Source organism: Chitinophaga varians (genome assembly GCF_012641275.1).
Taxonomy (GTDB): Bacteria; Bacteroidota; Bacteroidia; order Chitinophagales; family Chitinophagaceae; genus Chitinophaga; species Chitinophaga varians_A.
Window position 1 is genome coordinate 1,314,416 of record NZ_JABAIA010000002.1, and the last position, 22,904, is coordinate 1,337,319.

The window sequence follows — 22,904 nt, forward strand, 5'->3', positions numbered from 1 at the left end:
ATTCTGTGATTAGAACTTTAAATTCAGGTTGAAGCCCATGCTGCGGGATGATGGTGTCTGTAAATCATCTTTCCCGGTGTCCGGATCAACGTTGGGTAATTTGGAGAACAACAACAGGTTGCGGCCAACAAGCGATACAGAGGCGTCTCTGATAAACGTTCTGCTCATCCATTTACCGGGCAGCTGCCAGGTGAAGTTCACTTCACGCAGCTTCAGAAAAGTCTGGGAGTAGTAGTTGTTGTTGGTGTTGGCATTGTTGCTGGTGTTGATCATATAGTCGATATAGTTCACTGCTTTGGTATTGGGGGCGAACTTGCGGCTGTCGGAGATGATATTGCCGTCCGCGTCGTACTGGATGTCTCCGGAGGTAACAATCACGCCGGGGCCTACATAGGTGTTTTTACCGGCGTTGGCATCATCCCGGAAGGAATTGACGGTGCCGGGATGCGTGCCGCCCCACCACATTTTGGCGTTGGTAGTGGAGTATATCAGCCCGCCGATACGGCCGTCCACCAGGAAGCGCAGCGTAAACTGTTTGTAGCGGAACGTGTTTTCCATGCCGTACGTCCAGTCCGGATCGGAATTGCCGATGTAACGCTTGTAAGGATCGCTCTTGGGGAAACCGTTGCTTTCATATACGATATTGCCTGACGGGTCATGCTCATATACGTTGTCGAATATACGGTCCATGCGTTCGCCTACCCTGATTTTATCCAGTTCGGCAGCGCCGCCATAGATCTCCTTTAATACTCTTTTGTATTTGCTGAAGTTCACCATCACGTCCCAACGGAAACCTGTATTACGTACAGGCGTTCCGGTAAGCATGAACTCCCAGCCGGTACGCAGGAACTGGTTGCCGTTCACCAGGTAGGAACCATAACCACTGCTGATGGCTACGGGCAGTTTCACGATATTGTTATAGTCGCGGGCACGGTAGTAGGTAACATCGAGGCCTAAACGATTATCAAACAGTTTGGTTTCCACGCCGGTTTCCCAGGCGCTGGTGGTTTGCGGGTGTATATTGGGATTACGCAGCATATCGCTGAAGTTCAGTGAAGGCACGCCATTCCATTTGATGCCCTTGTCGTAGGTAGACAGGTGCGAGTAGGTATAATCGTTGGCCACAGTGGCGAGCACGCCACTGGACACCTGCGACCAGGAGCCTCTGGCTTTCAGGTAGGAGACCCATTTCGGCATTTTCATCAGCTCAGACAATACCACCGATCCTGATACGGAAGGATAGAAGAAGGAATTGTTGTTGATAGGCAGGGTAGAGATCTTGTCATTGCGACCGGTAAGCGACAGATAAAAAGCATGCATAAACTCCAGGTCCACAAAACCATAGATGCTGCTGGTCCTTCTTTCTTCGATGAAGTTGGTGCCCAGGATGGGATTGGCGGAATTGGACAGGTTATAAAAGCCCGGGATGGTAAGGCCGTCGGTGGTGCTGCGTTGGTATTTGTCGTTGCGGTAGTAATTGGAACCGCCCACTTCGGCATGTACAGCGAAGTTTTTGCTGAAGGAATGTTCATAGCGGCCGATCAGGTCTGTCACGATATCGAAGTAGTTTTGGGCGCGGGACACGTAGTTGCCGCGGGACTTGCTGCTGTAGCCGATGTAGCTGGCCGGTTCCTTTGTATCTTCTACCAGTCCGAAGGCGTTGACGCCGGACCGCAGTTTTACGCTGAAATCGCGGTTGATCTTGTAATCCAGCGTCATGGAACCGAAGGTGTTGTTCTTATAATAGCCTGTCAGCAGTTCATACGCCTGGAAATAGGGGTTGTTGTACCAGGAGGTGTTGTAGTTGCGTTGTTGCAGTTTTTCCTTTCCCGGTTCCCAGTAATTGCGCAGGTCGCGGATATCCACGTCGGAGCCGGTCCACAGTACGAGGTTGTACAGGTAGTTCGTAGGACCGTAACCGACAGTCGGATAGTTGTCGGAGTACTGGCGGTTATAGGTGATACGGGCGTCTACATTCAGCCTGTCGGTGAGGTTATAGTTACCGGCGATGCTGAAGGAGCTGTTATTGAGTTGTGTATTGGGTACTACGCCCAGCTGATAGATGTGTGAGGCGGAAGCCCTGAAATTGCCTTTGTCGCTGGATTGGGTGATGCTCAGGCTATTGGTGGAAATAACACCTGTCCGGAAGAAATTGTGTACGTTGTTGCGTCCGCGGGAGACGAAGGGGAGGGGCACCAGTTTACCGGTGGCCGGGTCTACGGGGCTGTTATACTGTGGTGTTTCCCAGTAGCCGCTTGGCGTGGAAGGATCTTTCTGGTCCAGCTTGGGGCCCCATATCCAGCCGGAGCCTTCGGTGCCGCCACCGGAGCCGTCCACGTAGGCGTATTTGCCTTTGGCGCCGTTGCCATAGGTGGTCTGCACGTCAGGGATACGGATAAAAGAAGGCTGGAACATGGTAGAGGAGTTCACATCAACTGACAGTTCTTTTCCCTTGCCTCTCTTGGTGGTGATCATCAGTGCGCCGAACTGGCCGATGGAACCGTACAAGGCAGAGGCGGAAGTGCCTTTGAGCACGTTGATGCTTTCTACGTCATCAGGGTTCACTTTCCACATATCGGCTGTCTGGTCCGGGATACCGTCGATCACGATCAGCGGTTTCTGGCCGCGCAGCTGTATGCTGGCATCGCGGAACATATCGGTGGAGTTGCGTATCACGAGACCGGCTACACGACCGGTAAGAGAGCCTATCAGGTTTGGTTCCCGGGCTTTTGTCATGTTGTCGCCTTTGACGCTTTGTACCGCATAGCCCAGCGATTTCTTTTCTTTCTGGATGCCGAGGGCGGTCACCACCACTTCACTTAGTCCGGCTACGTCCTGTTGCAGGGAGATATCGATCTGCGTGCGGCCGTTCACCGGTATTTCCTGTGGTTTGTAACCCACCAGGGAAAAGCGCAGTATATCGCCTTCTTCCACACCGGCGAGGGTGTAGTGGCCTGTCGCGTTGGTGTTGGCCCCCTTTGTTTTTCCTTTTACGGAGATGATAGCGCCGGGCAGCGGGCTGTTGTCTTTGGCATCGGTGACCACACCTTTTACGGTCACCTGCGTTTGGGCGTAACCGTTAAATGGCAGTGGTTTTACCGCGTAGTAGTTGCCTTGTATCGGCTCACAGGTGAGGCCGTAAGGGCGCAACAGGACAGGCAGGCCGGTGGCGACGTCCGCCTGTTCCATTTTCCGGAACTGTTGCGCGCTGACGGATTTACCGGCGAGGATAGCGCTGTTGTAGCTGAATTTGACTTTATGTGTATTTTCCAGTACAGGGAATACCTCAGACAACAGATAGGTTTCGCGTGCGAGTCTGACGGTTCCTTTTGCTGCGACGTCCTGTGCTTGCGTGGTAAATGGCACAGCGGGCATCAGGCACAATAAGATCCCTACTACCTTATGATGTATAAGTAGTTTTCGTTGCATAACAATGCGTTTTAATAAAAGTCCCGGGTTCGTTTAGGCGGTAACGATCATCTGGCCAGCATCATCGTTACCTGGTTGTTGTGTTTATCGATCCTGATATCAAGTGATTTGGTAAGAATATTCAGCAGCACGTCCAAATCGTTGACGGGCGTGGTGCCGGTAAATTGTAAATGCGACAGTTGTGGTGCGGCAAAGGTGACCTTTGCGCCAAATTGTTCTTCAATAAAGGCGGCTATATCAGCCAGTGTGGCGTCCCGGAAGACTTTCTGATTGTCTTTCCAGGAAGTCAGCTGCAGGGTATCTGCGTGTTGCCGTGACAGTTGGCCGTCACCGGCATTGTAATATGCCATTTCTCCCGGCTGCAGCACCAGCGTGTGTTCGTTGTTGTTATCAGGCAGGCCTACTTTTACTTTGCCGCTGTTCAGCACCACCTGTACGCCTTTGGTCCGGGCGGCTACATTAAAGCGGGTGCCCAGTACCTGTACGGCCAGTTTATCACCTGCATGCACCATAAATTTTCCGGCTGCATCGGGTGCTACTTCAAAGAAAGCCTGGCCGTTTATCCATACTTCCCGGGAGCCTGGTTGCCATCCGGTACTGTCGTATTGCAACGTGGAGTTGGCGTTCAGGGTGACGGTCGTGCCATCGGGCAGCGTTACTTTTTTCATACTGCCGTAACCGGTGGCCACGGTCGCCAGCGCAGGTTTTTGTCCACCGGGACGGTACAACAGCACTACTGCCGCGGCCACGGCCGCTGCGGCGGCGCTAACGGTAATGACCCTGCGCAGTAAGTTGCGGCGTCGTGCCGGCTGTGCTGCGGGAGCTGTTACGGCAGCAAGCTGCTGCAACACCCGCGCGGTAGCTGCGTTGTCCATAGCAGGGGCCGGTATATCAGCTATCTCATCAGGCAGCGGTAACAGGTCTTCATTATCTTCCTGCTGAAGAAACGCGATCAGCTCGGCCGTTTCCTGTGGAGTAATAGAACCATTCGCATGCTTAATAAACAACGCTTTTATATATGCCGGGTCCGGGTACATTCGGTATGCTTTATTATATGATACAATTGAAAAAAAGGAAAGGACGATCCGACAGGGAAATTTTTTTATTTTTTATTTGGCTATTGGATGCTCCCTTTTCTGAAACGCTAACATCAGGAAATCTGAAAATCCGTCAATCAAAGGAAAAAATAAACAAATAAAAAGATAGCCAAATGTTCTATCTGCTGGCGCAGAAAACGGCTGGCTTTTACAATCTGGTCTTTGACCGTGTTTTTGGAGATGCCCAGACGGAGGGCTATTTCCTCGTGGGACAGGCCTTCTATCCGGCTGAGGCAGAAGATGAGCTTACGTTGTGGGGGCAGCATGTCCAGCACCCTGCTTTTTACCCGCTGCAGGTCTGCGGCATACACGGCGTCTTCGGTGGTATTGGCGGCAAGGGGCTGGTGATGGAATACCGACTGACGGAGATTTGCATCCAGCGCGGCTTTCTTCAGAATATTGAAAATACAGTGCCTGACGGCCGTATGCAGATAGGCCCGGATAGAAAGGGACGGGTCGAGCTGTTGCCGGTTGATCCATATTTTCATGAATACCTCCTGTACTGCCTCTTCGGCCATTTCGGGCGAGCGGCATAACTTACAGGCATATCCGAAAAGAGCGTCCTTGTAGGCATAGAACAGCTCCTGAAACGCGATAGCATCCCCATCTTTTATTTTAGATATACATTCCACTCCAAGTTGACTCATGACAATATGAGTTACAAAAATCAGAACTATTTATTACCGGAATATTAAGGATCAATAAAAAAATCAAAACGTTTACTGCGATTCTGGTGATTTTTCGGTGCTTCCTGGCTTTTGGAGAATTAACCGGGGATCAAGTTAGTATAAAAAAGAATAATCTGCCGGGAAAAATTTATCCGCCCCTTTTTATCTTGTGGCCGGGCATTCTCACCGGGGAGCTTTGTTGGGCGGCATTTTTTGGCTATTTTAAGTCCAAACGACAGCGTTATGAAATCAACTGGAATCAGCCGGAGAATGTTCCTTTCATCCGGCGCCGTCTTCGCAGGATCAGCCGTACTGGCGGCCAGTCCCCTCAAAGGCTGGACTTTTGCTGTGGAACCTCCTACCGTAGGACAGATCATCGATGCCTTTATTGCACAAATACCTTCCGGCGCTATTCCCAATACGGTGGATACGCTGAAAGCCGGCTCCCGCGATACAAAGGTGACGGGCGTCGTCACTACCATGTTCGCTACTATCGAGGTCATCAGAAAAGCAATCGATCTGAAAGCCAATTTCATCATCGCCCATGAACCTACCTTTTATAATCACCTCGATGACGTCAGCTGGCTGCAACAGGATGATGTCTATCAATATAAAAAAGACTTGCTGGATAAACACGGGATTGCGGTATGGCGCAATCATGACTACGTACATTCCATACGCCCCGATGGGGTCAGCAAAGGGCTCGAAGATGCTTTAGGCTGGCAGCAGCTGGCCGTAAAAGGGGAACCTGTATACCACCTGTCCGCCCCACAGTCGCTGGGAAGCCTGATAGCGTTCTTTAAAAAGAAGCTGAACGTGCCGGCCATGCGTTATGTGGGCGACCTGCAACAGCGTTGCCAGAAAATACTGGTGCTGCCGGGCGCCTACGGCGGCAAAACGCAGATAGAAGCGATCGGCAAATACAAACCTGACGTGGTTTGCTGCGGTGAAATCTCGGAATGGGAAACGGCGGAATACGTGCGCGACGCCCGCGCCAAAGGGGATAAGTTGTCACTGGTGCTGATGGGGCATATCGCCAGCGAAGAGCCGGGTTCCATTTTTATGGCCGACTGGATGAAACAGCATTTCCCCGGGGTGAAGGCCACCCACGTTCATCCGGGCAGTTCTTTATCTTTTGCCTGAAAATAAATTTGCCTTCAGCTGCTAAACGCGGCCGAAGGCAATACAGGTCAAATGGCTGGCATCAGAATTTGAAAGCTATGCTGCCGCTGAAGTTCCGCGTCTTCTGCGGGTTCACGGTAGAATAACCGATCCAGTATTCTTTGTTGGTGATGTTATTTAATTTGACGCCAAAACGGAAACGGTCGTTCTCGTAGAAGATACTGCCGTTGAGGACCGTATATGCCGGCAGGTAAAAATATCCCAGCGCCCTGTCGTTCACCACTTTGTTATCGCTGGCGTAGTTGCCGCCTACACCGAAGCCCAGACCTTTTACAGCGCCCTGCTGAATGCGGTAGCTCACCCACAGGTTGGCCACAGTAGGGGAGCCGGCGGTTGCCGGACGCAGTCCCTCCAGGTTTTTCTCCGTCTTTTCGTATTTGGCGTCATTATAGGCATAACCTGCCACCACGTCCAGTCCGCGTGCGGGATGTGCAATGATTTCCACTTCCACGCCTTTGCTGTACTGTGTCCCGTCCTGGATAGATACGTTGGGGACATTGCTCGGGCGGATAATGTCTTTCACCTGGATATCATAATAGCTGATGGTACCGGTGATCATATCGTTGAGCAGTGATACCTTCACGCCGCCTTCCAGCTGGTTGGCCTGCTCCGGTTTGAAAGGTTTGCCGGAAGGGTTGGAAGTGGGCTTATTGGTGAACCCGTTCTGATAGTTGGCAAAGAGAGATACCTTGTCTTTTACCGGTTGATATACGATACCAAACTTAGGAGACAGTGCCGTTTGCGTATAGCCGTTCTCGTATTTTCCACTGACGTCGTTGTAATTTCCTTTGTTGTCGAAGTAATCTATCCGCAGGCCGGCTTGTACCAGCAGGTTGTCGGTAATGTTCAGCACGTCGGAAACGTAGGCGCTGTAAGTGTTCACGATATAATGTGAAGGGAAAGTGAACGCCAGTCCTTTGGTGTCGTATACTTTGTCCAGGTTCCTGCGGTTGAAATCCCGGTAGGTGGGGATATCGCCTTTTGCATAGATGGTATCGTAGGTATTGCCGCCGAAGAACTGGTTGGAGTTATGATGGAAAAAGTCAATCCCGCCCACGAAACGGTTTCTCAGGCTGCCGATGTTAAAGTCGCCGTTGAAGTTGTGTTGTATTTCTATCACGTTATCGTGGCTGTTGTTGGTAAACTGGTCGTTACGGGAGATGTAACCGTTGCCTGTGGCGTTGGGGTCGTTCTTCACTTCTGCGTCTGTGAGCAGGTAAAAATAGGGCGAAGGCCCGTCAGAATAGCTGCTGGTAGACGTAACATTTGTTTGCATGCTCCATTGTGAAGAGAGGCGGTAAGTCATCTGTCCGAATAAATTGGTGTTGCGGGATGTCTGGTACAGGTCATTCATCGCATAGGCGCGTTTGTAGTCGATGTTCAGCTCGTCGGCCCGGTTGGTGCCCAGTTTGGCGATGGGTTGTCCGGAAGAAAAAAAGAACGCACTGAGGCCGGTGTTCTGGCCGGCCATATATTCGGCGTCGAAGTTGAAGGAGAGGCGGTCATTCACACGGTAACTAAGGCTGGGGGCTATGGCCACGTTTCTGCTGAAGCCGTAGTCCTGGAAGGAGCCTTCGTAGTTATAGGCGGCGTTTACGCGCATCAGCACGTCCCGGTTTTTATCGAGGGGTGTGTTGATATCGGCGCTGAAGCGGTTGAAGCCGAAGCTGCCTGCCGCAAAGCCCACTTCGCCGCCAAAATGATCATACGGCTTTTTAGTGACGCGGTTGATCAATCCGCCGTAGCTGGTCAGCGTGCTGCCAAACAGGGTGGCCGAAGGCCCTTTGATGACTTCAATCCTTTCCAGGTTGGAGGCGTCAATGCGGGAGGTAACGTTGCCGGCTATACCGTTGCGCAGCTGGCTCTGTACTACAAAACCACGCATGCTGTAATAGCCGCCGCCATCGCCGCCGCGGCCGGTGGCGTCCCACATCTTGGTAACGCCGGTGGCGTTTTGCATGGCATCATCTACGGAAAATACCTGTTGTTGTTGTAACAGGTCCTTCGTGATTGTGGTATATACCTGCGGGTTCTCTATATTTTTAAGCGGTATTTTAGCGACATCATAGGTGTTGCTACGGGATAGTTTATGGTGACTGCCGGTAACGACTACCTCCTGCAAAGCCTTGCTGGAGGCTTCCAGCGTAAGGGAAACAGTAGCGGTCTTGCCTTGTTCTACCGTCACCTCCCTGGTAATGGTGCTGTAACCGGCCACGGATACCAGCAGGTGATAGTTGCCGGGTGTTACGTGGCGGAATGCAAAAGAACCGTCTGTCTGGGTAGTGGTGGTGATATTGGCTTCTGCCAGCACGATCATTACTTCCGCTGCGGGGCGTGCGTCGGAAGTGAGTACTTTACCGCGTATTCCGCCTGTCTTTTCTGTTTCCGGATCATGGGCAGATGCATGCAATACAAATAATAGCAGCAATACTTGTGTGACTATCGTAGATATAATGCCATAGCGGCGTTCCATACTTTTGTAATTTTTCACAAAAATGGGAACTGCCGGCCGCCGGTTGATGTCGGATCAGGAAAAATAATTTACGCGATCAGGAAATTAATCCTGTTTCTCCCGGGTAAAGAATCCGGGAGAAACACTGTTGCATAGCTGCCTACATAAGGAACACATTGAATTTATGACCATCTGGGTCGGCAAACACGAAACCGTAGTAACCCTGTCCAAATGCTTCCGGCGGGGAGACGATGGTGCCGCCGGCCTGCCGTATTTCTTTTTCCCAGCTGTCTACCTCGTCTCTGCTACCAGCGGAAATGGTGAATATAATTTCATTCCCTGCTTTGGTGTCAATGATAGGTCCCTTCATGGCAGGTTCCAGTACATCCTTCAAAAAGAAATGGATCACAAAATTGTCATCGCCGAAGAAGAAGCTGGTCAGTTGATCTGATGCGCCATTGTGTTTAAAGCCAAGTTCTTTATAGAAGGCTGTGGTCCGGTCTAAATCCTGAACGCCGAAATTGGCCCAGATTTTTTTTGGTTTCATAACTAATGGATTTAAGGTAAATGTTTTTTGTTGAACGAGCTTCAAAGATAGCCCATCAGTTTATCCGTAAGGGTGGTGTTTTGCGACCTTTTTCGGGTTGTTTCCGACTGGTTGCATGAATGCTGAGTCCGGTGTAGCGCAAAACAAAAGGACCACTCTAAAGCGGTCCTTTGTTGTTAACTGGTAGTAAATGAAAACATAAGTTACACTGCTGCTGTTACTGTTTTGCGCAGCTCGTGCGCCGTGGCCACCATGGCAATCAGCGCTTTCCGTGTTTCGTCCCAGTGACGTGTCTTCAGGCCGCAGTCGGGGTTTACCCACAGCTGGTCTGCCGGGATAACAGCCCTGGCTTTTTCCATGAGCGCGGTCATTTCATCTACCGCAGGCACCCGCGGAGAGTGGATGTCATATACGCCGGGCCCGATCTCGTTTGGATAGCGGAAGGCGGCGAATGCGTCCAGCAGCTCCATCTGCGAACGGGAACACTCGATGGTGATCACGTCGGCATCCATATCGGCAATATGTTGAATGATATCATTGAACTCTGAATAACACATATGCGTGTGCACCTGTGTTTCATCTTTTACACCGCTGGCGGCTATACGAAACGCGCGCACGGCCCACTGGAGATACTCCTGCCAGTTTTCTTTTCTTAACGGCAGTCCTTCGCGGATGGCCGGTTCATCGATCTGTATCACCCTGATGCCGGCTTTTTCCAGGTCTGTCACCTCATCCCTGATCGCTAAGGCAATCTGCGTGCAGGTTTCACTGCGGGGCTGGTCATTACGGACAAAACTCCATTGAAGAATGGTCACCGGGCCGGTCAGCATGCCTTTCACCAGTTTGTGGGTCAGCGACTGGGCGTAGCTGGACCAGTACACGGTCATGGGTGTTTCGCGGTGTACGTCACCATAGATGATCGGTGGTTTCACACAGCGGGAGCCATAACTCTGCACCCAGCCGTTCTCTGTGAAAACGAAGCCTGACAGCTGTTCTCCGAAGTATTCCACCATATCGTTACGCTCAAATTCACCATGTACCAGCACATCGATGCCAATTTCTTCCTGCCAGCGGATAGCTTTCTCTGTCTCTGTTTTCAGCAGGGCATCGTACTGCTCCGGGGTGATTTCCTGTTTTTTGAGTGCGGCGCGCCAGGTGCGTATTTCTTTGGTCTGTGGGAAAGAGCCGATGGTGGTAGTGGGAAACAGCGGCAGTTTTAACGCGGCCCGCTGCTGTATCCTGCGTTCTGCAAAGATGTGCTGCCGGCGGGCATCGGCATCTGTTATTTTAGCGGTGCGTTGTTTTACGTTGTGGTCGTGGACCAGGGGAGATGTTTTCCTGCTTTCTATAGCCCTGATATTTGCTTCCAGCCCGGCTGTTGCGGCTGCTGCCGGTGATGCGGAGGCCAACTGCCGTAATGTTACCACTTCCTCGATTTTCTGTTTGGCGAAGGCCAGCCACTGTTTGATTTCTGGCGTCAGGGTATTTTCCTGGCTCTCCAGGCTGAGGTCACAAGGGGAGTGCAGCAGGGAACAGGAAGGGGCGATCCATATCCTGCCGGCCCCGAGCTTACTGCTGGCTTGCGATATCTGTGACAGGGAATGACGGTAGTCATTGATCCAGATATTCCTTCCGTCTACCAGTCCCAGTGACAGTTGCATCGTATCGGACAGTAACGGGGACGCAAGGATATCCCCCAGTTGGCTCGGACATCTCACCAGATCAAGGTGCAGGATGTCAACAGGCAGTTGAAGGACTGTAGGAAGATTATCACCATAACATTCAAAATAGCTTGCCAATATGATATGCAGGTCGGGGAAAGCCGCTTTTATGTTGTGATAGGCACTGCTGAACACCTGTCTTTCTTTTTCTGCCAGATTGAGGGAAAGGCAAGGCTCGTCCAGCTGGATGGTCCGTGCGCCGGCATCATACAGTTTACCGATGATCTGCAGATACACTGGCAGCAAGCGGTCTATCAGTTCAATACGGGAGAAGTGTTGTTCTTTTTCCTTGCCCAGTAACAGGTATGAAACAGGACCAAGCAATACCGGTTTGGCATTGATCTGCTGCTGCCTGGCCTCTTTAAACTCATCGATGGCTTTTTCAGAGAAGAGTGCAAATTGCTGTGCTGCCGTGAATTCCGGGACGATGTAGTGGTAGTTGGTATCAAACCATTTGGTCATCTCCATGGCAGTGATGTCGTAACCGTCCTGCTGATAACCCCTTGCCATGGCAAACATCAGGTCGGTGGCGGACAATTGCCGCTCGGTGATCAGGGGGATGTAACGCGTTGGAATAGCGCCCAGCATCAGGCTCATGTCCAGCACCTGGTCATAAAAGGAAAAGTCGTTGCATGGGACGAGGTCAATACCGGCATCCTGTTGAAGCTGCCAGTTCTTTTGGCGAATGCCTTGCCCTGTGGCTAATAATTCAGACAGTGTCTGTTTGCCTGCCCAGTAAGCTTCGCAGGATTTTTTGAGTTCACGCCGGCTGCCTATCCTCGGGTAGCCAAGATTGTGTGTGCGCATCTGAAACTTTTAAAATGATGAAATCAATTAAAAGTTCTTTGCTGAATTTCACGATGTTTCGCGGAAGGGGAATGACGGAGAAGCATAAACGATCTCCCTGCAGGGCACAGGATGCCCATAGGTACACAGAGAAAATCATCCGACATTACTTCAATCCGCGAAAGCATTGTCAAATCCGGTTAGGCAGGTCTCCTGGCTTGTAACATTTTGCCGTCCTTCCCACCTTGCGGCAGTGGACATCATTGTGGCAAAACCTTTAAGTTACTTACAGTTGCGGGACAGCTTGTGATTTACACACAATTCCCTATTAATTTACGTGAAGTAAAACCTCTCCGGCTGATAAGAAATAAAGTAAGAACTGATTGTGCCTGCGAAAGTATACAATTCGCCAGATAAAAGCCAAACGGTTTTTGTAAGGTGCTTTTTGTTGCTGGTTTTCAATGTATTAAATGGTTTTTAAAGCTGCCTCTGTCAGAAAAAAGCTGTATCTGCCGGTAACATTTTGAAACGTTGTGGTGTTATAGAATGTGATATGATTACCCATTTCTAACCCTCAAATACATTATCATGCCTTATTCCCCTTTATTAATTAAGCCATTTAAAGATGAGCTGACCGACCTGGGCGTAAAGGAAATGCTTACGCCGGCGGATGTAGACAAAGCGATGGCCCAGGATGGAACAACAATGGTGATCATCAACAGCATCTGCGGTTGTGCTGCCGGTGTAGCCCGCCCTGCTATCAGGAAAATCATGGAAGACAACAGTATTAAAAAGCCGGACCGTATAGTGACGGTCTTTGCCGGTCAGGACATGGAAGCGACTGCGCGTTTCCGTAGTTACATACCGGACATTCCTCCTTCATCACCATCTATCGCGCTGTTCAAGGACAAGGAGTTGATTTATTTCCTGCCGAAATTCAGAATTGAGAGCAGAGAGGTGAACGATGTTGCCAATGATGTGAAGAGTGTTCTGGAGGAATATCTTGCCGTATAAATGGCAGTATAAATTACAGCGTAAATAAAGGCCGGGTGTCCCCCGGCTTTTTTATGCAGATAAAGGGCGATAAAACTGTTTTGATCAGCAGCAGCAGCTATTGCATGCATTGGCGGGTACGGTCGTCTTCAATGGAGAGGAGCCTGGGGTAAGAAGTGATACCGGCGACGGCATAATGTTAGTGCATTCCGGTACATAATCCGGAAAAGCCTAAGTGGTTGCTTTTTTGGCAGTTAGCATTTTTTTACTATTTTTCGCCCCCGTAAGGGTTTGTTATATCCAATTCCCCCAATATTTAATTATTAATAACGATCAATGAGGAGAACCACCAACCGATTTAGTACATGCGTAGCAGTTATGCTGGCGGTGCAGGCCTGTAAAAGTCACCAGCCGTCACAGTTTGTAGCAGACTTTGTAAAACAATTAGACGGCAAAAGCCTGGCAGAAGCGAAAGCACAGCTGGAAGAGGAAAATGAGAAAGTAGGCGCTTTCATCAAATTCATGGGCAATTTCAAGAACGAAGATAAACCGCAGCACTTTAAGCCGGAAGACGAAAAGGAAGGCTCGCCTTTTTCTATCACCGATCCGGCCCGGATGGAAGCGGCCTATCAGCTCGCCCTCAGCGACGCAGGCTTCAACCAGAAGTATAGCAACGGCTACAGCCAGCTGGAACCGGACGGCCCTTCTATGAGGAGAAGCGCAACTGAGACACCTGTTTTTATTACGAAGGAAATATACTTCCACGACGGAAGCAAACAATCTGAGAAGCTCGACCTGAGTGAGTCTCACCGGGTAAATTCCCTGAAAACGATCGATAGCGTTCTGGCAGAGGCCACCTACAGCTATCCGGTGAAAACCGCTGTTATTCAGCTGGATGATAAACATGACAAGGGCGACTTTAAAGGTACGCCTGTGAAACTGGAGCGCATTCAGGACAACTTTGTCCGTGTTTCTCTGGAAAAGGAAGCCTATAAAGGTTACCTCGAAATAGAAGCATTTAATAAAGATGGTAAACAGCTGGACCGCACCAGCTATCTCAGAGCGCCGGAAGGCGGTGAGAACATCGCAGGCATGCTGAAAGACTACAGGAAGGTCGTGGAAGGGCTGTTGAAGAACCTGGAGAAAGGCGCCTATAAAGACATAGCCGCCCTGCAGAAAGACATCCTGGACAAGATGCCGTCTGAAACACCTTTTGACGATGTGGACAAAGGCTACGTGGACGCCTACTTCAAAGGGAACGTTGCCAGGATCAAAGTACATATCCAGGACGGCACCAAAGAAGGAAAGAAAACCCTGGTCTTGCGCAACCTGGAGCCTAACCATACCGGCTTGATGATGGTAGCAGAGGCCGGCAGCGATAAATTTGGATTTATATCCGCCGCCACAGGCAAAATAGCTATTCCGTACAACTATGAAGAGCTGCGCCAGATCACGCCCTGGTTCTTTGCCAACGGCAAAGCGCCCGCGTATCAGTATTACCGGCTGGACACAGCCGCCAAACAGCTGGTGCCCATTAAAGAACATGTGGAAACCCTGTCGGCTGACCTCGTGAAAGCCTCTCCCAACAGGATCAACGACAGGATATTTGGTGTGATGAACGCCGCCGGGCAAATGGTGCTGCCGATGGAGTTTGTGGACATCACCATTGATCCTGCCACTAAGCTGATATTCGCCAATAAATCAGAAGAAGACGGCCCGCTGGCTGGCGTTACCACTATCTACGATCAAACCGGCAAAGCTGTGGCCGGCCCGTATGTGACCTCCGGTGTGTTCACCAACGGGTTGTTGCTGGTAACTGACAAAGGGGGCAACAGCTACTTTATCAATCCACAGGGCGTTAAAGTGATTAATCTGAAAGGTTATTACAACATGCGGCCATTTAGTGAGGGTCTCGCTATGGTGACCAATGCGGATGGTAAATACGGCTTCCTGGACCCACAGGGCAAGGTGGCCATTCCGTTTGAATACAAAATGGCCACAGACTTCAACCTGGGCCTTTCGCAGGTCATCCGTACGAACAATGATGTGGAAGAAGTGGCGCTGATCAATACTTCCGGTGCTGTGGTAGTGCCGTTCGCACCTTCCTCTGACAATGATACCGACGGAGAAGGAACATCGAGGATATACACCATGCAGGGAAAAAAATTCGATGCGTGGGGCAAGCAGATGTAATAATATATTTTACCATAACAGGAAAACGGGTTACAGTTGCTGTAACCCGTTTTTTTATGAACAGGTACATGCAGCATTTGTCACGCCTTTCAGAGCCGGGATGGTCTGGCGCAACGTTCGGTAAAATAATTTTTAACTGACATATATCCGGCGCCGTTACCACCTGTATGAATATACGGCCAAAACCAGCCAAGGACGGCTGGAAATCCCCCTGGTATAGTAATTGGGCGAAAATGATATATATTTACCCGGATATTTTCGACGCTATAAGGGTGATAACAAAATATCCTTGTCTGTGGATTGTTTGTAGTAACTAATTAAACCGATATGCCTGCTACTGATTTTACGAAAGAACTTGCGGCCCTGATTAAAGCGCGCTTTCCTATCATCTATGTTGTTACCTGGGAAGAGAAGCGATTTGTTGACACCGTAAAAACAATGTTACAGGACACCGCCCTGTTTAGTAAACCCAGACCGGTATGGGAATGGACCGTCGTGGATGGTTATGTCAAAAACAACAGGCCTGAAAAAGGGGATGTGAAAACACCCATGCGGGCGTTGGAGTTTGCAGATGAACTGGAGGAAGACGGCGTGCTCATTCTGAAAGACATGTACGCACAACTGGCCAGTCCCAACTGTGAGCAGAATATTATCCGTAAGTTAAAAGACCTGGTTTGGCGCATTAAAGAAGGCGACTGGCTGAAGACGGTCATCATCACCGGTCATGATAAATTTATTCCTGATGCGCTGCAGAAAGAGATACTGATCAAAGAGTTCGCGCTCCCAACGGCAGACGAGATCCAGCAGGTATTGCTCAACCTGGTGGAGCAGAACAGACAGAACCAACGCCTGCGTTTCGACCTGAATGCCAACAATGCAGTGGCCCGCCTATGTGAGGCGGCCTGCGGACTTACCCTCAATGAAGCGGAAAATGCCTTTGCCTTGTCCATGGTGAATGACGGAATATTGGATGTGCATGATATCAGCACCATCGCGGAAGAAAAGAAGCAGATCATTCACCGCAACGGCCTTCTGGAATTCAGTATGCCCAAACTGAAGATGGGAGACATCGGCGGATTGGAGAACCTGAAGAAGTGGCTGGAAAAACGCGCTGACAGCTGGTCTGAGCAAGCCCGGAAATATAATATCCCGGCGCCCCGCGGTGTCCTGATCACCGGTTTGCCTGGCTGTGGTAAAAGTTTAACGGCAAAAACCGTCAGCACCTCCTGGAACGTGCCCCTGCTGAGACTGGACATGGGCGCAGTATTCAGCGGCCTCGTCGGCAGCAGTGAGCGTAACATGCGCACGGTCATTCAAACGGCAGAATCAATGGCGCCCTGTGTGCTGTGGATCGATGAGATAGAAAAGGCTTTTTCAGGCATAGGCTCCTCCGGTGACAGCGGTACGGCTACCCGCCTGTTCGGAACTTTCCTCACCTGGATGCAGGAGAAAGAGAAGTTTGTGTTTGTGGTGGCTACCGCCAATAATATCGATTTCCTGCCACCGGAGCTGATGCGTAAAGGCCGTTTTGATGAGATATTTTTTGTTGATCTTCCCACCAGGGCAGAAAGAAAAATCATTATAGATATCCACTTAAAAAAACGGCTGACACATCCTGAAGTACTGGGTGACCTGAAACTGGATGACAATTTCATCGATCCCCTGGTAGAAAGAACAGAAGGTTTTACGGGAGCAGAAATTGAACAGGTGGTGATCAGTGGCTTGTTTGAAGCATTCTCTGAAAACAGGGCCATCACCATGGACGATTTTATTACCGCCATCGAAAATACTGTTCCGCTGGTGGTCACCCAATCGGAGAAGATCCGAGCCATCAGGGAATGGGCGAATGTCCGGGCGGTATCCGCTACTTCTGTCAGCCATAAAATACCTAATGCCCCGGCGGTGAACAATGATCCTGAAAAGCCGGATGAAGAGGCTTCGCGAGGCGGCCGCAGCATAGAATTCTAAAATTTACAACCATGAGCGTAAGATATGATATAAGACCCCGGATCACATTGGAGGAAGCCATGCAGAGCCTGGCAGCCCATAGAAAATCAACCTTCTCTGTTCAGACAAAAATGAAGAGTGAAGCGCTGCTCAGGAATACCCTGGCGAAGTTATATAACGCCACCATCAATGATAGGGACAATGCCCTTGAAACCGGGATATCCGGCCATCAGCTTGTATTCCGGATGAGCAGTACCGGTTTTTACGAAGTACAGTATTTTAATTCCATGGAAGGAGACGCAGTAAGAACACTGGTGAGAGATATGGAGGCTGAATACAGGGGCATGGTGCAGGACTACGTCTACAATACCATAAAAGCAAAGGCGGAAGAAAAAGGACTGGTGTTGGAACAGGAAACTGTTCAGAAGAACCAGTCTATCGTATTAACATTTAATTTGAATGGCTGATGTCTACCGAAGGCAAACTGATCATCTCAATAGATAAAGACGGAAATGTAACCGCTGAAATAAACGGCGTAAAAGGGCCGTCCTGTAAGGATTACGAAAAACTGATCGAACAACTCATCGAAGGGAAAATTATTAATGAGACCCTGACGGCCGGGTATTACGAGCAGGAGGTTAAAACAGACGACCGGTCACATCTTTCAAATAATCTCTAGTATGTCTTTAAAACGACTATGGGGCGTGTTGCTGGGCGTCATTACCGGTATTGTCCCGTTTATAAACACTGTGGCTGCTATCATCATGGCGTACAAACTGAAAAAGAAACGCTGGGTGGCCATCTATTGTATTATCTCCGGGGTAACATTGGGGATAATTGTGCTGCTGAACGTTTCCGCTCACAGGGAGAAGCCCGTCAGGACCGCCTTCCCGGCGGCTTTCGAAAAGAACCTGCAGACAGTGGCCGTGAAACAGGATATAATGATGGATTCCGTTGAAATGGAATCCAACCTGCAACAGGTGTTAAAAAATACGGCCGCTGAGCTGATAGAGCAGGACCCCAAAAACAAGCCCTTGCTGGCAGCTGCACAACAGGGCCGGTTAACCGGAAAAGCCGGGGCGGCTTTTCATCAGTTGAGCCAGTGCCTCTATGGGCATTACCTCAATAAAGTGAAAGCCACCACAGGAAAAGGCAAATATGACCTGACTTTCGATATGGAGGTGCTGGCAACGGACCATCAGGTGGAAGACTATATCCGGAATTTTATCGGCGAGTACCTGACCGCGCCGCACGGACTTACAGATGATATCGCGAGCGGACTGGCGTTGATTGGCTATGTCATCGCCGCCGTCGGATGTATCAGCAATGGTGCTAATTTATTTGCCGGTCCTGCCCGGGCGTCAAACAGTAATAGCGCCGGCGTTGCTAAAGACACGATGGGCCAGTCATTCAACCGGCAGCCGTCACGGGAACCGGTTGTATCTCCTGCTTCATTTCAGCCGCCACCGTTGCCACAGGAATCCACCGCGACATTTATAGTAAATGTAAACACCTCAGGGGAAGAGGAGCTGATGCAGCTGCGCGGCATCAACCGGATACTGGCAAAAACGATTATTTCAGAGAGAAAGACCGGCGGCAACTTCACGGACATAAATGACCTGAAAAAACGGATGGAGCTTTCTTCCGAACAGGTAGACAGGATCAGGGGCTACGTAAATTTCGATGCGCCGAAAAGAGGAGGCGGAAGGGTGATTGAATTTTAAGTTAATGGAACAGCTATATATCAATGCGTTTATACCGGTAACAGCCGCGGAAGGGCCAGGGCTCCGGGCCTGCCTTTGGGTACAGGGTTGTTCTGTCAGGTGCGAGGACTGTATGGTGCCACATACCTGGGACAAAAACAAGGGGAAGGCGACAGATCCATCAACCTTACTGCAAATACTCGCCGAAACACCGGACATTGAAGGCCTCACTGTATTAGGCGGTGAGCCCATGGACCAGGCAGCGGCGCTACTGCCTTTTTTACAAGCGGTAAAAGCATCCGGACTATCGCTGATGTTTTTCAGCGGCTATACGAAAGAAGCCATCCTGGAAAGCGGTTGCCCGCATAAAGCGGCTATCATCGCGCTTTGTGATATTTTTGTGGATGGGCCTTACTTAAAGGCCCTGACCAGCTTCGAGCGGCCATGGGTGGGTTCTTCCAATCAGCGTATCTTTTTTCAGACAGCACGGTATCAGCATTTGGAAAACAAGCTGCATACCATCAAAAATAAAGTCGAAGTGCGTATCGGGGAAGATGGGACTATCGCCATCAATGGTATGATGCCAAAAGAGAAATTCCTGGAGCTTCGGCATTCATTGAAAAATATACAATAAATGGAAGTTCAGTTTTACAAACCGTCCAGTGAGATATTAAAGCAATACATGGAAGGCTTTTATTTTATTGATAAAAAAGCTATCTCAGAAGTAATAAAATACTGGACTTTCCCCAATAACTACTGTATTGCTGCCGTGTATCAGCATACTGATCTGATATTGGAAGAAAATAAAATTGTTGTTGCTGCTTCCCGGCAAAATAACATCGCATCCAGCCTGGTGAGCCGGTATGTGCGTCCTATTGAGATAATCCAGCATGCCGTTACAGATGAAATAACGATTTATTTCAAACCATTGGGGTTAAATCAATTTGTGGACGACTTACCCGAGATGTTCAAAGCAGATATTGTCAGCTTCAATCCTTTTGCTGATTACCAGGAAAAAATGGCTGAGATATTCAATACGCGGGGCAGGGATGCCCAAATCAGAAAACTGGAAGACTATTGGCTGTCAAAACTGAAATACAACGATTTTTCCCTGGCGGAACAACTCATCGCCGATGTTCAGTCGGACCTGAAAATTAATGACATCGCAGCAAAGCATAAGATATCGAGGCAATACCTCAACAGGATTTTTATCCAACACATAGGGAAGTCTCCCTCTGAGTTCAGGAAAATACACCGTTTCAGAAATGCTATCTCGGAAAAACAGAAATCCGGTAGCCTCACACAGTTGTCGTATCTCGCGCAGTTCTACGACCAGTCTCATTTTATTCGTGATTTCCGGGGCTTCACCCATTTTACACCTTCCGACTTCTTTGGCAAAGTAGATACAGGGAAGGAGAACGTGTGGTTCGTTTTTTAGGTAGTTTACATTTGTACAATTTTAATGACTATCATTTCCATTTCTTTGTTCTAAAAAAACAGGATTATGAAGAAGTTGTACATAGCCCTTGCCGTAGCAGTGTTTGCTCTCACCATCAGTGTCCAGGCCCAGCATCAAAAGGAGGTGCTTTTAGTAGGGGTATTCCATTTTAACAATCCCGGTGCTGATCTGACGAAATTAGAGACGTTTGACGTCATGAGTAAAAAGTCCCAGCAGGAGCTGGAGCTTATCACTGACCACATCAAAAAATTTAAGCCCACGAAAATATTTGTAGAGTGGGAATACAATGATCAGCTGGGGCTAGATACCTTGTACAACCTCTATCTGAAGGATACCTATTTTGATTATGTCCGTCAGAAATTTCCCAAGAATGCTTTTTATGCACAAAATGAGATATTTCAGCTGGGTTTCAGAGCAGGTAAAAAAGCCGGACTGCCAAAGATACATGCCATAGATTGCCCGATGGACTGGCGTTACGATAGTTTGCAGATAGCCATCAAAAAAGCGGGACAAACCGATCTCCAGGCTACCATTGATAAACAGATAAAAGAATTCGGTGAGTTGACCAGTGGGCTCATGAAGAAACTGACCCTGACGCAAATGTTGCTGGAAGAGAATAAGGCAAGCATGCGCAATATCAATCTCGGATTTTACATCACCCTGTTAAACAAAGGCGGTGCTTTGGACGACTTTACCGGGGCGGACGTGGTGAATGCCTGGTATAGAAGAAACCTGCACATGTATTCCCTGGTGCAGAAACTGACGGAAGCCAATGACGAACGGGTGATGGTGATTGTTGGCGCAGGACATGCGGCCGTGTTCAAGCATTTTATCGATCTGGATGCAAATTACAAGGTGGTGGAATTGGAAGAGGTGTTGAAGAAATAAAAACGAGATGTCCTTTTGTGGCAGCAGGTTATACCAATACCGGCTGCCGCAGATTATTGCAGGAAATCCCCGTCCACAATCAACAGTTTAACCCCTGACGCTGTCTTGGACCGATGATTGCTCAGTTCATCGGAAACGACGTAAGTCATACCCTGTTGCAGTACAAATTCTTCCCCACTGTCCATTTCGCTGACAAAACTGCCTTCCAGGCAATGAACGATATGTCCTTTTTTGCACCAATGATCAGCCAGGTAGCCGGGTGAGTAGGTCACGATGCGTATACGTAAGCCAGGCAGTTGCAGGGTTTGCCATAAGGCTTCGCCGGTAGTGCCGGGGTGTGTGGTGGGAGCGATAGTGCTCCAGTCGATGCATTGAAAGGGGTGTTTCATGCCGATAAAAATACGAAAGTCTCATTGCATGGCCAGCGCACCTGGAAAATTAGCCGGTTTCTGTTAATGGCGGTCTTTACGCGAGATTTAGGAGAGGTTGAAACGGTAATAATTATTTACAGATTTTGTAAATATTAACAAAATCTGTAAATTTGGAAAGCTATTTAAATAAACCAATTGGTGAATGTATGTAGAAAATAAGCAAACCGGAAAGAAATGTAATGTTAGGGTTGAGAAGATTGGTAGCAAAGATTTTTCCATAATCAGAAGAAGTAAGAAGTTTGATTTTGATTGGAATAAATATAAATGAGAAGATATATATAAGCTATGCCTGGATGAGACGGGTGAAATTTTAGGTTTAATGCATGTAATTGATCATCCTGATCCCCGTTACGATGTTTTAGAGATCAATGTAATTGAAGTCAGCAAGGATAATCGTGGTGAAAATGGATTTGGGAGAATTGGAGGGTGTTTGCTTGCATATGCTGTGTTATTGTCCCAGGAGTACCATCACGATGGTTATCTGGTTTTAACTGCAAAAAATAAGAAAGCTTCGCTTTTCCATAGCAAGTACGGGTTTCAGTATATTGGAAAGATAGGGGGTGTTATGGGTGAAAGAATGGTGTCTGATACAGCCAATTCAATCGAACTAGTTAAAGAATATGCGGATAAATAGAGATAATATGGAACCAAAAAATTCCAGGAGAAAAAAAATGTGGACGGATGAGGACATTTCCTTTGAATCCCCGTCTGTCACTGGTGAACAAAGAAATGAAACTTTAGCTGCATTTGGTAAATTTCGTCAGAATACTAAAGGGAAAGTATCAAACGAAGAGAAATTAAAGTTGCGCTTTTTACAACTGAAGTTTCAAATTAATGAATTTTTAAAGGGCGAGCATTCCGAGTATCGATTTGGTTTCTTTCTCGCGCTCTATATGAAAAGTCTGGAGTTAAATGGAAAAACTTTTGCGCAGGAAATAAATATTAAGCCATCGCTGCTTAGCCAATTTATACATAATCAAAGAGAACCTAATGATACAATTCTGATGCGTCTGGAAATTCATTCTAATTATAATTTCCCTGCAGATCTTTGGTATGGGGTCTTAGCCCAACAAAAAGCAATAGAGTTAAAAAATGACAGGTCCCTTCGTAAGCATGAAGAGGCAATTGTTAAACCCAAAGTCAAGGTGGCTATCTAAGCAACGTTCTCAGTTAAAATCAAAGCTTCATCGTCAGAAATGAATAAATAACAATGGCATCGTGAAGGCGATGCCATTGTTATTTTCCCCAAACGCCAGTTTTTGGAATGTGCCCTGTAAGGGAGCTGCGGAAAGTTACAGCTTGATAATATAACGAAACCTCAAAACATGCATTTCGTCACAGATTTGCCCTGTTCATCCCATCGGAAAAGATGGGCTAACAGGAAATTATACTATTGTGTTGTCTTCTA

General features: G+C 48.7%; 19 protein-coding genes and 1 riboswitch. Of the genes, 12 read left to right on the forward strand and 7 right to left on the reverse strand.

Features of this window, described 5'->3' with window-relative positions; translation table 11 throughout:
* Positions 1-9: 9 nt before the first annotated feature.
* From HGH92_RS19925 to HGH92_RS19935, 3 genes are all read right to left on the reverse strand, one after another.
* A complete protein-coding gene (locus HGH92_RS19925; protein ID WP_168872508.1) occupies positions 10-3,429 on the reverse strand; it encodes a SusC/RagA family TonB-linked outer membrane protein in 3,420 nt (1,139 codons plus the stop codon).
* A 47-nt stretch (positions 3,430-3,476) separates the two neighbouring features.
* A complete protein-coding gene (locus HGH92_RS19930; protein ID WP_168872509.1) occupies positions 3,477-4,466 on the reverse strand; it encodes a FecR family protein in 990 nt (329 codons plus the stop codon).
* 137 nt (positions 4,467-4,603) lie between these two features.
* Entirely contained in the window at positions 4,604-5,173 is a 570-nt protein-coding gene (locus HGH92_RS19935) for an RNA polymerase sigma-70 factor (protein ID WP_168872510.1), read from the reverse strand.
* A gap of 264 nt (positions 5,174-5,437) precedes the next feature.
* On the opposite strand from HGH92_RS19935, the gene HGH92_RS19940 reads away from it, so the two are divergent.
* Positions 5,438-6,337, forward strand: a complete 900-nt coding sequence (locus HGH92_RS19940) for a Nif3-like dinuclear metal center hexameric protein (protein WP_168872511.1) — start codon at positions 5,438-5,440, stop codon at positions 6,335-6,337.
* Positions 6,338-6,398: 61 nt separating this feature from the next.
* Here HGH92_RS19940 and HGH92_RS19945 read toward each other — a convergent pair whose 3' ends face one another.
* From HGH92_RS19945 to metE, 3 genes are all read right to left on the reverse strand, one after another.
* Entirely contained in the window at positions 6,399-8,849 is a 2,451-nt protein-coding gene (locus HGH92_RS19945) for a TonB-dependent receptor (protein WP_168872512.1), read from the reverse strand.
* Positions 8,850-8,988: 139 nt separating this feature from the next.
* Positions 8,989-9,375 (reverse strand): VOC family protein, encoded by a 387-nt coding sequence (locus HGH92_RS19950; RefSeq protein ID WP_168872513.1) that lies wholly within the window; start codon positions 9,373-9,375, stop codon positions 8,989-8,991.
* Between the two features lie 203 nt (positions 9,376-9,578).
* Entirely contained in the window at positions 9,579-11,903 is a 2,325-nt protein-coding gene (gene metE, locus HGH92_RS19955; protein WP_168872514.1) for a 5-methyltetrahydropteroyltriglutamate--homocysteine S-methyltransferase, read from the reverse strand.
* 164 nt (positions 11,904-12,067) lie between these two features.
* Positions 12,068-12,250, reverse strand: a riboswitch (cobalamin riboswitch).
* Positions 12,251-12,470: 220 nt separating this feature from the next.
* Here metE and HGH92_RS19960 point away from each other — a divergent pair.
* The 9 genes from HGH92_RS19960 to HGH92_RS20000 all read left to right on the forward strand — a co-directional run bounded on the left by HGH92_RS19960 (position 12,471) and on the right by HGH92_RS20000 (position 21,065).
* Positions 12,471-12,896, forward strand: coding sequence for a BrxA/BrxB family bacilliredoxin (locus HGH92_RS19960; RefSeq protein WP_168872515.1), 426 nt, complete (start codon positions 12,471-12,473; stop codon positions 12,894-12,896).
* Between the two features lie 315 nt (positions 12,897-13,211).
* On the forward strand, positions 13,212-15,068 hold the full coding sequence (locus tag HGH92_RS19965) for a WG repeat-containing protein (protein WP_168872516.1): 1,857 nt from the start codon (positions 13,212-13,214) through the stop codon (positions 15,066-15,068).
* A gap of 327 nt (positions 15,069-15,395) precedes the next feature.
* On the forward strand, positions 15,396-17,036 hold the full coding sequence (locus HGH92_RS19970; RefSeq protein ID WP_168872517.1) for an AAA family ATPase: 1,641 nt from the start codon (positions 15,396-15,398) through the stop codon (positions 17,034-17,036).
* Between the two features lie 11 nt (positions 17,037-17,047).
* A complete protein-coding gene (locus HGH92_RS19975) occupies positions 17,048-17,482 on the forward strand; it encodes a hypothetical protein (protein ID WP_168872518.1) in 435 nt (144 codons plus the stop codon).
* Positions 17,482-17,694 (forward strand): DUF2997 domain-containing protein, encoded by a 213-nt coding sequence (locus HGH92_RS19980; protein WP_168872519.1) that lies wholly within the window; start codon positions 17,482-17,484, stop codon positions 17,692-17,694. The genes HGH92_RS19975 and HGH92_RS19980 overlap by 1 nt, the downstream gene beginning before the upstream one ends.
* A gap of 1 nt (position 17,695) precedes the next feature.
* Complete coding sequence (locus HGH92_RS19985; RefSeq protein ID WP_168872520.1) at positions 17,696-18,739, forward strand: ComEA family DNA-binding protein; 1,044 nt, start codon at positions 17,696-17,698, stop codon at positions 18,737-18,739.
* Between the two features lie 4 nt (positions 18,740-18,743).
* Positions 18,744-19,352 (forward strand): 4Fe-4S single cluster domain-containing protein, encoded by a 609-nt coding sequence (locus tag HGH92_RS19990; RefSeq protein ID WP_168872521.1) that lies wholly within the window; start codon positions 18,744-18,746, stop codon positions 19,350-19,352.
* Entirely contained in the window at positions 19,353-20,156 is an 804-nt protein-coding gene (locus tag HGH92_RS19995; protein ID WP_168872522.1) for a helix-turn-helix domain-containing protein, read from the forward strand.
* 66 nt (positions 20,157-20,222) lie between these two features.
* On the forward strand, positions 20,223-21,065 hold the full coding sequence (locus tag HGH92_RS20000; protein WP_168872523.1) for a DUF5694 domain-containing protein: 843 nt from the start codon (positions 20,223-20,225) through the stop codon (positions 21,063-21,065).
* A gap of 53 nt (positions 21,066-21,118) precedes the next feature.
* Here the strand turns inward: HGH92_RS20000 and HGH92_RS20005 are convergent, their stop codons facing one another.
* Positions 21,119-21,454, reverse strand: a complete 336-nt coding sequence (locus HGH92_RS20005) for a DHCW motif cupin fold protein (protein ID WP_168872524.1) — start codon at positions 21,452-21,454, stop codon at positions 21,119-21,121.
* A gap of 361 nt (positions 21,455-21,815) precedes the next feature.
* Between HGH92_RS20005 and HGH92_RS20010 the strand changes: the two genes are divergently transcribed.
* Positions 21,816-22,130, forward strand: coding sequence for a hypothetical protein (locus HGH92_RS20010; RefSeq protein WP_168872525.1), 315 nt, complete (start codon positions 21,816-21,818; stop codon positions 22,128-22,130).
* A 7-nt stretch (positions 22,131-22,137) separates the two neighbouring features.
* Positions 22,138-22,653 carry a hypothetical protein gene (locus HGH92_RS20015; RefSeq protein WP_168872526.1) on the forward strand — a complete coding sequence of 172 codons (516 nt, stop codon included), beginning with the start codon at positions 22,138-22,140 and terminating at the stop codon, positions 22,651-22,653.
* The last annotated feature ends 251 nt before the right edge of the window (positions 22,654-22,904 follow it).

Bases quoted from the DNA above. Each gene is read 5' to 3' on its own strand.
- HGH92_RS19925 (WP_168872508.1), bottom strand. From the start codon at position 3,429: ATGCAACGAAAACTACTTATACATCATAAGGTAGTAGGGATCTTATTG.
- HGH92_RS19930 (WP_168872509.1), bottom strand. From the start codon at position 4,466: ATGTACCCGGACCCGGCATATATAAAAGCGTTGTTTATTAAGCATGCG.
- HGH92_RS19935 (WP_168872510.1), bottom strand. From the start codon at position 5,173: ATGAGTCAACTTGGAGTGGAATGTATATCTAAAATAAAAGATGGGGAT.
- HGH92_RS19940 (WP_168872511.1), top strand. From the start codon at position 5,438: ATGAAATCAACTGGAATCAGCCGGAGAATGTTCCTTTCATCCGGCGCC.
- HGH92_RS19945 (WP_168872512.1), bottom strand. From the start codon at position 8,849: ATGGAACGCCGCTATGGCATTATATCTACGATAGTCACACAAGTATTG.
- HGH92_RS19950 (WP_168872513.1), bottom strand. From the start codon at position 9,375: ATGAAACCAAAAAAAATCTGGGCCAATTTCGGCGTTCAGGATTTAGAC.
- metE (WP_168872514.1), bottom strand. From the start codon at position 11,903: ATGCGCACACACAATCTTGGCTACCCGAGGATAGGCAGCCGGCGTGAA.
- HGH92_RS19960 (WP_168872515.1), top strand. From the start codon at position 12,471: ATGCCTTATTCCCCTTTATTAATTAAGCCATTTAAAGATGAGCTGACC.
- HGH92_RS19965 (WP_168872516.1), top strand. From the start codon at position 13,212: ATGAGGAGAACCACCAACCGATTTAGTACATGCGTAGCAGTTATGCTG.
- HGH92_RS19970 (WP_168872517.1), top strand. From the start codon at position 15,396: ATGCCTGCTACTGATTTTACGAAAGAACTTGCGGCCCTGATTAAAGCG.
- HGH92_RS19975 (WP_168872518.1), top strand. From the start codon at position 17,048: ATGAGCGTAAGATATGATATAAGACCCCGGATCACATTGGAGGAAGCC.
- HGH92_RS19980 (WP_168872519.1), top strand. From the start codon at position 17,482: ATGTCTACCGAAGGCAAACTGATCATCTCAATAGATAAAGACGGAAAT.
- HGH92_RS19985 (WP_168872520.1), top strand. From the start codon at position 17,696: ATGTCTTTAAAACGACTATGGGGCGTGTTGCTGGGCGTCATTACCGGT.
- HGH92_RS19990 (WP_168872521.1), top strand. From the start codon at position 18,744: ATGGAACAGCTATATATCAATGCGTTTATACCGGTAACAGCCGCGGAA.
- HGH92_RS19995 (WP_168872522.1), top strand. From the start codon at position 19,353: ATGGAAGTTCAGTTTTACAAACCGTCCAGTGAGATATTAAAGCAATAC.
- HGH92_RS20000 (WP_168872523.1), top strand. From the start codon at position 20,223: ATGAAGAAGTTGTACATAGCCCTTGCCGTAGCAGTGTTTGCTCTCACC.
- HGH92_RS20005 (WP_168872524.1), bottom strand. From the start codon at position 21,454: ATGAAACACCCCTTTCAATGCATCGACTGGAGCACTATCGCTCCCACC.
- HGH92_RS20010 (WP_168872525.1), top strand. From the start codon at position 21,816: ATGCATGTAATTGATCATCCTGATCCCCGTTACGATGTTTTAGAGATC.
- HGH92_RS20015 (WP_168872526.1), top strand. From the start codon at position 22,138: ATGGAACCAAAAAATTCCAGGAGAAAAAAAATGTGGACGGATGAGGAC.